This is a genomic window from Aeromonas sp. 1HA1, assembly GCF_029237385.1.
GTDB lineage: Bacteria > Pseudomonadota > Gammaproteobacteria > Enterobacterales > Aeromonadaceae > Aeromonas > Aeromonas popoffii.
Window position 1 is genome coordinate 18214 of record NZ_JAACGC010000054.1, and the last position, 11339, is coordinate 29552.

At 61.6% G+C, this 11339-nt stretch carries 10 protein-coding genes and 1 pseudogene; 2 read left to right on the forward strand and 9 right to left on the reverse strand.

Features of this window, described 5'->3' with window-relative positions; all coding sequences use genetic code 11:
* Positions 1 to 16: 16 nt before the first annotated feature.
* Complete coding sequence (gene rstA, locus GWQ22_RS15695; RefSeq protein ID WP_275930881.1) at positions 17 to 724, reverse strand: two-component system response regulator RstA; 708 nt, start codon at positions 722 to 724, stop codon at positions 17 to 19.
* Positions 725 to 861: 137 nt separating this feature from the next.
* Positions 862 to 2022 (reverse strand): tRNA (uridine(54)-C5)-methyltransferase TrmA, encoded by a 1161-nt coding sequence (trmA, locus tag GWQ22_RS15700; protein ID WP_275930882.1) that lies wholly within the window; start codon positions 2020 to 2022, stop codon positions 862 to 864.
* A 171-nt stretch (positions 2023 to 2193) separates the two neighbouring features.
* On the opposite strand from trmA, the gene GWQ22_RS15705 reads away from it, so the two are divergent.
* Both GWQ22_RS15705 and GWQ22_RS15710 read left to right on the forward strand, forming a co-directional pair.
* Positions 2194 to 3336: a DUF5610 domain-containing protein gene (locus GWQ22_RS15705; RefSeq protein WP_275930883.1), complete on the forward strand. Its 1143-nt coding sequence runs from the start codon at positions 2194 to 2196 to the stop codon at positions 3334 to 3336.
* 90 nt (positions 3337 to 3426) lie between these two features.
* Complete coding sequence (locus GWQ22_RS15710) at positions 3427 to 3960, forward strand: ATP--cob(I)alamin adenosyltransferase (RefSeq protein WP_275930884.1); 534 nt, start codon at positions 3427 to 3429, stop codon at positions 3958 to 3960.
* 100 nt (positions 3961 to 4060) lie between these two features.
* Here GWQ22_RS15710 and malZ read toward each other — a convergent pair whose 3' ends face one another.
* The 7 genes and pseudogenes from malZ to GWQ22_RS15745 all read right to left on the reverse strand — a co-directional run.
* Entirely contained in the window at positions 4061 to 5890 is a 1830-nt protein-coding gene (malZ, locus tag GWQ22_RS15715) for a maltodextrin glucosidase (RefSeq protein ID WP_275930885.1), read from the reverse strand.
* 5 nt (positions 5891 to 5895) lie between these two features.
* The gene (locus GWQ22_RS15720) at positions 5896 to 6744 is read right to left on the reverse strand and encodes an HDOD domain-containing protein (RefSeq protein ID WP_042035904.1); all 849 of its coding nucleotides are present in this window, start codon (positions 6742 to 6744) and stop codon (positions 5896 to 5898) included.
* Positions 6745 to 6814: 70 nt separating this feature from the next.
* The gene (locus GWQ22_RS15725; RefSeq protein WP_042035905.1) at positions 6815 to 7234 is read right to left on the reverse strand and encodes an META domain-containing protein; all 420 of its coding nucleotides are present in this window, start codon (positions 7232 to 7234) and stop codon (positions 6815 to 6817) included.
* A gap of 188 nt (positions 7235 to 7422) precedes the next feature.
* Positions 7423 to 8784, reverse strand: a complete 1362-nt coding sequence (yegD, locus tag GWQ22_RS15730; protein WP_275930886.1) for a molecular chaperone — start codon at positions 8782 to 8784, stop codon at positions 7423 to 7425.
* 178 nt (positions 8785 to 8962) lie between these two features.
* A complete protein-coding gene (locus tag GWQ22_RS15735; RefSeq protein WP_108537729.1) occupies positions 8963 to 9952 on the reverse strand; it encodes a 2-hydroxyacid dehydrogenase in 990 nt (329 codons plus the stop codon).
* Positions 9953 to 10029: 77 nt separating this feature from the next.
* Positions 10030 to 10521, reverse strand: coding sequence for a CreA family protein (locus GWQ22_RS15740; RefSeq protein WP_275930887.1), 492 nt, complete (start codon positions 10519 to 10521; stop codon positions 10030 to 10032).
* A gap of 139 nt (positions 10522 to 10660) precedes the next feature.
* Positions 10661 to 11215: pseudogene (locus GWQ22_RS15745) on the reverse strand (hypothetical protein); the annotation flags it as partial.
* Between the last annotated feature and the right edge of the window lie 124 nt (positions 11216 to 11339).

Here is an 11339-nt window from a genome sequence, read left to right on the forward strand (position 1 = left end):
GTGGCGGATGGCCCTATTATTCCCAGGCGTGGGGCACCAGCAGATAGCCCTTCTGGCGCACCGTCTTGATGCGGGTCGGGTTGTTGCTGTCATCCCCCAGCTTGCGGCGCAGGCGGGAGATGACCACATCCATGCTGCGGTCCTGACCGTCGTAGTCGCGGCCACGCAGACTGCGAAACAGCGCCTCCCGTCCCAGGATCTGGCCCGCATGGCAGGCCAGCTCCCACAAGAGGTCGAAGTCAGCGGTGGAGAGGGGGATGCTGTCGCCATCGAGGCGCACATCCCGACCCGGCCCGTCGATCCGCAAGCGGCCGAACTGCAGGCGCTGGGGCGGCGTATTGGCCACGGCTGCTTGCGGTGTCTGACCCTGCTGGCGAAACTGGACCCGCAGCCGGGCCAGCAGCACAGGGGGCGGCGTTGTCTTGAGGATGTAGTCGTTGGCTCCCAGCTCCAGGCTCAGGATCTGGTTCATGTCGCTGTCGAGGGAGGTGAGCATGACGATGGGGCCCTTGAAGCGTGGCCGCAGATCCCGGCACAGGGAGAGACCATCTTGCCCAGGCAGCATGATGTCGAGCAGCACAAGGTCTGGTTGCTCGGCTTCGATTCTGGCAAGTGCCATGTCACCTCTGGGCTCCAGCAGCACCTCTATGTCGTGGCGGACAAGCCAGCTGCTGATGAGCTGGCCTATTTCGGGATCATCTTCAACAAAAAGAATGCGTTGCATTGTGGCGTGACACCCAGGCTGTGGCGCGGATGCGCGTGCCGCCAGCATAACGGCTCCCGGCCCGGCGTGCACAGGGATAACTAATCAAACAGGGCCCGCAGGCCCTGTTGTCATGCTGGTCGTGGAGACCCGCCGAATCAGCCTGCCTTGCGCTTCAAGTAGACCCCGGCTTCCATGTGATGAGTCCAGGGGAACTGGTCAAACAGGGCGAGGCGGGCGATCTCGTGGGTCTCGCCAAGCAGCTGCATGTTGGCTTGCAGTGTCTCCGGGTTGCAGGAGATGTAGAGGATGTTGTCGTACTCCTGCACCAGTTTGACGGTGGCATCGTCGAGACCGGCGCGGGGCGGGTCGACGAAGATGGTGTTGCACTGGTAACTCTTGAGATCGACCCCCTTGAGGCGGTTGAACTCCCGCTCGCCGCGCATCGCCATGGTGAACTCTTCGGCCGACATGCGCAGTATGATCAGGTTGTCGACGCCATTGGCGGCGATGTTGAACTGGGCGGAATCCACGCTCGGCTTGGCAATCTCGGTGGCCAGCACCTTGCGGAAATTCTGGGCCAGGGCGATGGAGAAGTTGCCGTTGCCGCAATAGAGTTCCAGCAGATCTCCCTCGCTCCCCCTGGTCACATCCAGCGCCCAGCCCAGCATCTGCTCATTGATGGCGGCGTTGGGCTGGGTGAAGCTGTTCTCCACCTGCTTGTAGGTGAGCTCACGGCCCTGCACTGTCAGCCGCTCGATGACAAACTCCTCACCCAGGCAGATCTTCTGTTTGTGGGCGCGGCCAATCAGCCGCAGGTCGAACCCCTGAGCCCGCAGATCGGCTTGCAGCGTCTCGGCGGCTTGCTGCCACTCGGCTTCCAGCTTGCGGTGATAGAGCAAGCTGACGCAAAGCTGGCCGGATTGGGTGGAGAGGTAATCGATCTGGAACAGCTTGCGGCGCAGCACGGGGTGCGGGCGCAGCCCTGCCAGCAGCAGCGGCATCAGCTGGTTGATCAGAAGGCTGGCGGTGGGGAAGTGATCGACCCGGATGATCTCCTTGGTGGCCGGTGCATACATGCAGTGGAAGAGGTCATCCCCCTCGTGCCAGATGCGAAATTCGGCGCGCATCCGGTAATGCTCGGCGGGGGAGGCATGCACCTCCAGCGCGGGAGGATTGAACCCGGTAAACAGCTGGGTGAGTCGCTCGCTCTTCTCATCGAGCTGGGCCTGATAGTCGGCGGGGGTCCGCAGGGCCTGAGAATTGGCGACAGCCCGCTGGGGTTGAGCATCGGCGGGAGTCCGCTGGGATTGGGTCATGATTTACCTCACATGCACGCCGGCCGGGCCGGGTCGAAATCGGGGGAAGGCAACGGGCCACCCAAAGGGTGTGGATTTTAAAAGGCCGTTGCAGATTGTCCAGTATTTTGTGGTCAAGAAGTGTTCAGTCAGGCCGATACCTGATCTACAGGCATGGTGGGAGGACACATTATGCAAATCGACGGCGTGGGCTCAGCCCAACCCAAGGGAGTGGGCGTTTCGCCCAAGGCACCCCAACAGGCACAAGAGAAGCAGACCCGCAGCGCAGAGGAGGTCTCCCTGCACAAGCCGCCCAAATGGGCGCAGGTGCTGGTGCAGCAGGCGTTGCAGTTTGCGCTGGAGATCAATGGCCAGGGTTATCAGGCTCCGAAGGCAAAAGAGCCCGAGGAGATAACGCCGGAGACACTGTTCGACTTCCAGTCGGTGGCGGACAATGTGCTGCAGTTCATCACCGGGCGGCTTGGCGCCGCGCGGGCCGATGGCAAATCCGACGACGACCTGACCAGTATGATGGAGCAGGCCCGCAAAGGAGTGGACAAGGGCTTTGGTGATGCCCGCAAGCAGTTGGGTGACTGGGCTACCGATAACGAAGACATCAAGACGGGCATAGATCAGAGCTACAAGCTGATCCAGAAGGGGCTCGATCAGTTCGAGAAAGAGTTCTTCGGCAAGGTCTCTTCCATCGACATGGGGAAGGCCGAAATGGCCAGTCGCCAGCAGGGATCGCTTGAGATCCAGACCAAGGATGGCGACAAGGTAGTGCTGCGCTTCAATGACAATTGGCAGATCAAGTCACATAAAGACGACAGCGGCAGCCAGTTCAGCCTCAAGTCGAGCCAGAGCTTCAGCTTCTCGCTGGAAGGGGATCTCAGCAGCGAGGAGATGGACTCCATCGGCAAGCTGGTCAAGGGGATCGACGATCTGGCGGGCAATTTCTTCTCCGGCAATTTCGATGATCTGCTGAAAAAGGCGGGCGAGCTGAAGCTGGATGACAGCCAGCTCGCCTCCTACTCCCTCAAGCTCAAGCAGAGCGTCAAGCTGAGCCAGACCTACCAGGGGGCCAGCTCGTTGCAGGATCTCCTCAAGCCGCTGGCGGACTATCTGCCCAAGCTCGATCAGGTGCAGCAACAGGCGGATGCCCTGCTGCCGAAATCGCAGCAGCAGGCACTGACTCCTGCGGTGCTGGCGGCCCGCGGCCAGAGCGAACCGGCCCAGGCCAACAGCTTTACCAGCTTCAACCAGCGGATGCTGGAGGCGCTGCGAATGATAGGCCAGTTCCAGCCTGCGACCGAGCCCACCAGCAAGCGCGTCTGAGCCGCCAGCCTGCAACGCAAGCCATGACCTGCCGTTTGCCAGCTCCCCCGGGGGCTGGCAAACTGGCTCTTTTCCCAATCCGGCGACCTTATGAACCCCAAGAAGCCCAGAGACAAGCGCGAGCTCTGCTACCCCTTCATCTTCGAAACCCAGTTCCAGTGTGATTACGAGATCGCCACCGACGAGCTCTGCTGTCAGGTGGGGGCCGTGCTCGCCCAGTTGCCACTGGCAGAGGGGACCCGGGAGGTGGTGACCGATCTGGGGGCCCTGCAGCGGCTTATCTACAACCTCAACGGCTCGGTACGTGGCAAGCTCGGTATTTTTGAAGAGGATCTGGCGTGGCTGAAAACACGGTATGACCACTACAACGAGGCGAGCCGTGGCCGGGTCACGGGTTTCGTGCTGCCCCAGGGGCCCCAGCCCATTCCCACCCTGCACCTGTGCCGCTGCGGCAGCAAGAAGGTGGTTCGTCTGCTGGTGCGCCTCGAGGAGAGCGGTGTCCGCTTCGATCCCATCCTCTATCGCTTCGCCAACCTGCTGGCCAACTTCTTCTTCGTGCTGACCGTCTACCTCAAGCAGCTGTGGCAGGTGGAAGAAGTGCCCTACGTCAGCATCAATTACTGACAGGCAGGCTTATCGCCAGACAGCTGCTAGCTGATTGCCCTGCATAAAAAAACCGGAGCCTTGCGCTCCGGTGTTGATTTTCAGCGCGCCAGCAGCGCACTCAGCTGGAGAGCAGCACTCTGGCCGAGTTGGCCGGGATGGTGAGTTGTACTTCACCCTGCACCACTTCGAACTTCTCACCGTTGAAGGCGTCTGTGAAGCGGCTGGCCGGGCTGGCGGTCTGCCACAGGGGCAGGCTGATGGTGCGCGGCTCGGTCGGATGACGGTTGCAGGCAACCACCACCTGATCGCTTTGCAGGGTGCGGGCGAACACATAGCTGTGCGGGCCTGCATAGAGGGTCTGAATGTCACCACGGCGCAGGGAGGGGCGCTGGCGGCGTATCTGGCTCAACCGGCGGTAGTGGTCGTGCAACACGTGATCCCAAGCCGTGGTTTCCCAGGGGAAGCAGCGACGGCAGTCCGGGTCGTTGCCACCCGAGAGCCCCACCTCGTCACCGTAGTAGATGGAGGGTACGCCGATATAGGTGAGCAGCAGGGTGGCGGCCAGGGCCATGCGCTGCTTGTCTTCGCCCAGCAGGTGGAGGAAGCGGGCGGTATCGTGGCTGTCCAGCAGGTTGAACTGGGCCAGCTGGTTCTTGAACGGGATATGGGCCCGCGCCAGTTTGAGCCAGCGATCCAGCTCCCCGGCGCTGATCTTGATGGGGTGATAGGCGATGTCCTGCCCCGTCAGAAAGGCGCGGATCGGGTGGGCGAAGCCATAGTAATTCATGGCGCCATCCTCCTGATCTCCTTGCAGCCACTGGCTCGCCTCGCAGAAGTGCTCACCGAGCACATAGGCATCCGGGTTCTCCTGCTTCACGGCGCCGCGAATGGCGCGCACATGGCCGCGATTGCCCTCGGCCGTGCCACGCTCCCCCAGCATGTGGATCACATCGAAGCGCCAGCCATCGATCTGGTAGGGGGCCCTCATCCAATAGCGCAGGATGGCGTCATCGGCGCGATAGATGGCGTCCTGCACCTGTTCGCTGGCAAAGTCGAGTTTGGGCAGGCTGCGAATGCCCTTCCAGCTGACATAGTCCCCTTCGTTGTCAAAGGTGTAGAAGCTGCGCCACGGCGAATCCGGGTTGCGCTGGGCCCCCAGCGGCGGGCAGAACCAGGGGTGCTGGGTCGAGGTGTGGTTAACCACGGCATCCAGGATGACCTTCATGCCGCGCTGGTGCAGGTTGCGGGTCAGCTCGGCGAACTGCTCGTTGCTGCCGAGGTGGGTGTCCACCTTGAAGTAGTCCTGGGTATCGTACTTGTGGTTGCTCGGCGAATCGAAGATGGGGTTCAGGTAGAGGGCTGTGACCCCGAGAGATTGCAGGTAGTGCAACTTGGCATCGATGCCCGCCAGATCCCCGCCGTAAAATTCACAGGCGCCATGCCCCTCTTCGTGACGGCTGACCGGCTCACCCCACGCCTTGCTGATGACCGCCTTGCCTCTGTACTCGTATTCGTGATGCTTGACGCTCAGCGAGGGATCGCCGTTGCAGAAGCGGTCGGGGAAGATCTGGTAGAACACCTGATCCTGCACCCAGGCCGGGGGCTGATGCAGGCTGTTGAAGCGAAAATGTTGCTCGCGCGGCGGTATGGCCGGGCTGACACCCGCACCGTGCAGCCACCACTGCTCCTCGTCGGTCAGGCACTTGAAACAGTAGAGGTGGATATCCTGTCCTTTGACCAGCGGCAGGGTCGCCTGCCATACCTGCAACCTGTCCCGGGTGGAGACTGGCGTCATGGCCACCAGGTACTCCTCGTTGTCTGGCTCGTGGCGCAGCCACACCTCCCGAATGGGGGTATCCAGCGCGCTGAACAGGGTGAGTTGCAGGGTGTTGGCGCTCTCTTTGAACCAGGGCGCCACCTGGGGATGAAACAGAAATGGATGGGTCATGATGCTTATTGAGTCAGAAGGTCGGCGAGGGCATTACCCTGTTCGTGAAGTGTTTCGAGCTGGCCTGCCAATGAGACGGGATCCAGCCCCAGCTGATCGGCTAGCGGCTTGGGGAAACGGGCAATGATGGTCTGGGCTGGCACACCCGCATTCCAGGCGAAGGAGATAAACACGGCGAGACGGATCAGCACCGCCTCCTTGCTGACCGGATCGTGGGAGAGGGGCTCCAGCTGCTGTGAGATGGCGTTGACGAAGGACTCCGACAGGTTCCAGCGCCGCGCCAGCTCGGCACCGAGCTGGGCATAGTCGTAGCCCAGCATCTCCCGCTGAGCCTCGACCCGACTGCTGCCCTTCTGGATCGCCATGTTGATGATCTCGGCCTCTTCCGGCAAGGTACTCTGGATGAGCAGCTCACCTATGTTGTGGATCAGCGCACAGGTGAAGGCGGTCTCGGGATCGAGCACCTTGGCCTCTTGGGCCAGGGTCCGGGCTATGGTGGCGACCTGGAAGGTCTCGGTCCAGAACTTGTTCTTGTCGAAGCTGGGGGGCGCCTTGAAGCTGCTGATGATGCCGGAGGCGACCACCACGGAGCGCAGCCGGTTGAAACCGAGGCGGATCACCGCCTGTTCGATGGAGGTGACCTCATTACCGCGGCGCAGGGCGGCCGAGTTGGCCATCCGCAGCACCTTGACGCTGATCACCTGGTCCATGGCGATCTTGGCCGCGATCTGGTCGATGCGGGCGTTTTCATCGTTGAAGCTCTGCATCAACTCATGCAGCAGCTGCGGGATAGTGGGGAGTTGTTTGATCTTGCCAAACAGACGATCCATCGACATGGCTGAGACAGCCTCCATTGCGAACACTGCCTCACATTGTGCCACAGGCGGGGCACATGTTCCTGTTTGTGGTACCGGTTTGTGAGCGTCAGCGCACCCAGTCTTGCAGCTGGTATTCCAAACGGTGCCGTTTCCCTTCCAGGACCAGGGTCTGGGTGGTGCCGCTCAGGGTGACTCCTTCGGTCAGGGTGGTGATGACGGCCTGTTCTATGGCGTCGAGCTGTGCCTGACAGGCCATCTCTGTGCTGCCCAGGCTGGTGACCCAGAATCTGTCGCCCTCGAGGTGCCCCTGGCCAAAGTAGCGATTGCAACCGGCGATACCGTTGACGGTGAAGTGCTCACCTATCTCGAAATCGGGCGGGTTGTCTCGTGAGGCAGTGATGGCCTGGCCATCCAGCTTGTCGAGCACCCAGTGATGGTGCTGTAACTCTTGCTGGACGAACGAGGGAGTACTGCTGCAGGCGCTGAGCAGGATCAGGGCGAGCAACAGTAGCAAGAATCTGGGCATGGAAGGGCTCCAATAGTGGGAGCGACAAGCATACCTCCTGCACAGCCCTCGGGGCAGGGCGAGGGGGGCGGCCCCCGACCACTTCTGTCGCCCTGCAGGTCAGCCCTGTGTCGTTAAATGGCAACACTTGTTGGTCGGCGGGATTTGTTCGATGCCAACAAGATGACCGCAACCCTGAGCGCTTTGCATCAGCGGTTGAACAGACGCTCGGCGTAACGGGCAAGTCCTGCCGCCACCGAACCGAAGTCATCGCCACCTTCAAGCGGAATCGTGGGCAACTTCTGACGAATGTAGGCGGCGATGAGCGGCGAGCGGGCACTGCCGCCGGTGACGAAGATACGGTCGGGCTGCACACCCGCGGCGGCAATGGCTTGCTCCATCAGCTCGCCAATCTTCTCCAGCAGCAGGGCCGAGGCGTTGGCCAGCTGCTCGCGATTGAGTTCAGCCTCCAGTCCCTTCTCCAGCTCGCTCAGAGACTGATGACTGGATGCCTGCTCCGAGAGGGCGATCTTGCCCTGCTCGGCGCGCCACACCAGCTGGTGGCTCAGCTTGTGGGCCCGCAGATTGGCAAGGCGACCCAGCTTGCTGCCTGGCTGGCTGTCGAGCTGCAGATCCTGCAGCTGACGGGCGGTATCCAGGCTGTAGAAGCGGCCCTGGGCACTGACGTCGTTGATGGCGGCCGCATCCCAGAACAGCGGGTGGGGCAGCGGCTTGCCGGTCTTGAGGGTCTCGTGCATGCCGAGCAGCGGCATCATGCCTTCCACCGTCAGCCGGATGTCGAAGTCGTTGCCGCCGATGCGCTGGCCGCTGTGGCCGAGCAGATCGCCGCTGCGATCCAGCTGGTCGCGATGGCTCGGGCCCATCCGCAGCATGGAGCAGTCTGTGGTGCCGCCGCCGATATCCACCACCAGCACGATGGCGTCTTCGTCCAGCCGTGCCTCGAACTCGAAACCGGCCGCCACGGGTTCATAGAGGAACTCCACCTGTTCGAACCCGGCCAGACGGGCCGCCTCGGTGAGGATAGCGATGGCCTGGCTGTTGCTTTCCTCCCCGGCCAGCCCCTGGAAGTTGACTGGACGACCGATCACGGCGCGGCGCACCTGAGTGCCGAGCTGCTGCTCCGCCTCGCGGCGCACGTGCAGCATCATGGCGCAGACGATGTCCTCGAACAGCGTGATCTGGGGGGCCTTGAGGCCGTAGGCGCCGAGGAAGGATTTCGGCGACTTGATGTAGTAGCCATCGTCCGGTTCCTCCAGATAGCGCTCCAGCGCCGCGGCACCGAAGCTCAGCTCGTCGATCAGCCCCTCTTCCCGCATCTGGCGGCGCACCGCCTGGGCCCGGGCGACCACGGGGCCGCGCAGCTTGAGGTATTCCGCCTGCTGGGCCGGGGCCAGCCCTTCGGCCAGGAGGCCTGCGATGGCATCTCTGTGGGGCGCATGCAGGGTGGAGGGGAGATAGCGGGAACCGCACAGGGTCAGCAGCCTGGGGCTGCCTTGTTCCATCACGGCGACGGCACAGTTGGAGGTACCGTAATCAAATCCGATAAACATGGGCAGCCAGACTCCTGAATAAAAAAGGGCTGGTAGCCTACCCGATGGCGTCAGGTCTCACAACCCGGCGCCATGGTTATTGCGGCTGCAGGGGAGAATTGTATGACGAAGAGCATGTTGGTGTGGAAAACAGAGGGAGTGGCTCCCTCTGTTGCTCATGACTGCGGGAGCGAGAGGATTACTCCACCTCGTTGTCGCTGCGACCCTGGCTCTCGATGGCCTTGAGGTTGCCGAGGGTGGTATCGGCGATTGCGTGCAGCGCCTCGCGGGTCAGGAAGGCCTGATGACCGGTGAACAGCACGTTGTGGCAGGCCGACAGGCGGCGGAACACATCATCGGTGATCACTTCGTTGGACTTGTCGGAGAAGAAGAGATCCTCTTCCTCTTCGTAGACGTCCAGCCCCAGCGCGCCGATGCGGGCGGTCTTGAGTGCCTCGATGGCGGCATTGGAGTCGAGCAGGCCGCCCCGGCTGGTGTTGATGATCATCACACCGTCCTTCATCTTGGCGAACGCCTCCTTGTTCAGCAGGTGATAGTTCTCCTTGAACAGCGGGCAGTGCAGGCTGATGACGTCGGACTGGCGGAACAGGGTGTCGAGATCCACGTATTCGGCCCCCAGCTCGATGGCTGCCTGACTCGGGTAGGGGTCACTCACCAGCAGCCGCATGCCGAAGCCCTTGAGGATACGCAGGGTAGCGATGCCGATCTTGCCGGTGCCGATAATGCCGGCGGTGCGGCCGTGCATGTTGAAGCCGACCAGGCCTTCTAGCGAGAAGTTGGCATCGCGGGTGCGCTGATAGGCCTTATGGATGCGGCGGTTGAGGGTCATCATCAGCCCCACCGCGTGTTCGGCGACGGCTTCGGGGGAGTAGGCGGGCACACGTACCACTTTCAGCCCCAGCTCCTTGGCGGCGACCAGATCCACGTTGTTGTAACCGGCGCAGCGCAGCGCGATCACCTTGGTGCCGTTGGCGGCCAGCTCGGTCAGCACCTCCCGATCGGCATCGTCATTGACGAACAGGCACACCACGGGGAAGCCGTGGGCCAGCCGGGCTGTCTTGGCCTCCAGCCGCACGTCGAAGAACTCCAGCTCGTAACCGTACTGGCTGTTGGCCTGATTGAAGTGGTCCTTGTCGTAGCTCTTGGTACTGAAAACGGCGACGTTCATGGTGGGCTCTCCGCAAATAATGATGTAGTTAAATTACAACAAATAAAGCGCGTCATCACGGGTTAAATGGTGGTTTTTCAGCCCCATGGCATGATGGGAACCGCGCTCACTGCACTTTTATACGAACCATTCACCAGTTTGGTGCTGTAGGTCAGATAGACCAGCGCATTGCGCTTTTCGTCGTAAAAGCGCACCACTTTCTGCTCTTTGAACACCAGCGAGGTGCTGACGTCGAACACCTCTTCCCCCGCCTTCAGCTTGGCAGGCAGTGTGATGGGGCCAATCTGGTGGCACGACAAAGAGGCGTGGGAGGGGTCTTCCGCCAGCCCCAGCCCGCCCTTGACGCCACCGGTCTTGGGGCGAGCCAGATAGCAGGCGACGCCCGTGATGCGGGGGTCATCGAACGCTTCCACCAGGATCTTGTGGTTGGGGCCCACCAGCTTGAAGGCGGTGCTTACCTCACCTATGGGATCGGCTTTGTCGGCCAGGGCCGGGCCGGCGAGTAGTGCCCCCAGCAGCAGGGGCAGGGCAGGACCGAATCTGTTACTGGGCGTGTGACGGTATGGCATGGTCTCTCCTGTTGGCCTCCCTCAGTAGGGAATGCCCAGACGACGATAGAGGCTGGCCAGCACTGCCATCGCCTCTGCGTCTCTTTACGCGAGCTAGGTCATGGCGCTGGGTCATCCCCACGCTGAGCCCCGGATCCCCTTATTGGGGTGGATATTCCCAATATTGGGCCGGAATGCTCCTGAGCAAGGGGGTCATGTCCGGATTGGGCAGTGAAATGGTGACCCGCTGGTTCAGATTGGCGCTGGCGAGGGCCTCACGGATCTTGGGGTTCTCACGGAAGAACGTCATGAAGCTGCCATCGGCATAAGCACGTTCCAGCCCGGTCTGGATCGCCTTGGCCAGCTTGGGATACTCGGGGCTGACGAAGAAGAACTCGGCAAAGGGGTAGCGGATCAGCAGGTGCTGATCTATCACCAGATTCGGATATTGCGCCGCCAGCTCGCTGCGTTCGGCGAAGATTTCTACCAGATTGCGCGGGAAGAAGTCGAGTTTGTCGCCGTCGTTGGTCAGGCGAAACAGGTTGCTGTAGCGTCCCGAGTAGGTCGGAATACCGGCATTCTCCAGGATCTTGTTGTCGGCCCAGCCGATCCCCTGGGCCGCCTTCAGTTGCTTGAGATCGGTCAGCGAGTTGACCTGATTGAACTTCTCCTGGGCATCGGCGTGGATGAAGGAGAGGCGTAGCCCTTCCAGACCTGTCTCTTGATCAGATCTTGATCCCCGAAGCCATCATCTCTTTGGCGGCAATAAAGCCGTCCAGTTTACTTTGCAGTGTTTGCCAGCCTTCCCAGAGTGAGCTCCAGCCTGCAATCCCTGTTCG

Coding starts and splice junctions, on each gene's coding strand:
- GWQ22_RS15710 (WP_275930884.1), top strand. CDS start 3,427: ATGAACCCCAAGAAGCCCAGAGACAAGCGCGAGCTCTGCTACCCCTTC.
- GWQ22_RS15705 (WP_275930883.1), top strand. CDS start 2,194: ATGCAAATCGACGGCGTGGGCTCAGCCCAACCCAAGGGAGTGGGCGTT.
- malZ (WP_275930885.1), bottom strand. CDS start 5,890: ATGACCCATCCATTTCTGTTTCATCCCCAGGTGGCGCCCTGGTTCAAA.
- GWQ22_RS15735 (WP_108537729.1), bottom strand. CDS start 9,952: ATGAACGTCGCCGTTTTCAGTACCAAGAGCTACGACAAGGACCACTTC.
- yegD (WP_275930886.1), bottom strand. CDS start 8,784: ATGTTTATCGGATTTGATTACGGTACCTCCAACTGTGCCGTCGCCGTG.
- GWQ22_RS15720 (WP_042035904.1), bottom strand. CDS start 6,744: ATGGAGGCTGTCTCAGCCATGTCGATGGATCGTCTGTTTGGCAAGATC.
- GWQ22_RS15740 (WP_275930887.1), bottom strand. CDS start 10,521: ATGCCATACCGTCACACGCCCAGTAACAGATTCGGTCCTGCCCTGCCC.
- trmA (WP_275930882.1), bottom strand. CDS start 2,022: ATGACCCAATCCCAGCGGACTCCCGCCGATGCTCAACCCCAGCGGGCT.
- rstA (WP_275930881.1), bottom strand. CDS start 724: ATGCAACGCATTCTTTTTGTTGAAGATGATCCCGAAATAGGCCAGCTC.
- GWQ22_RS15725 (WP_042035905.1), bottom strand. CDS start 7,234: ATGCCCAGATTCTTGCTACTGTTGCTCGCCCTGATCCTGCTCAGCGCC.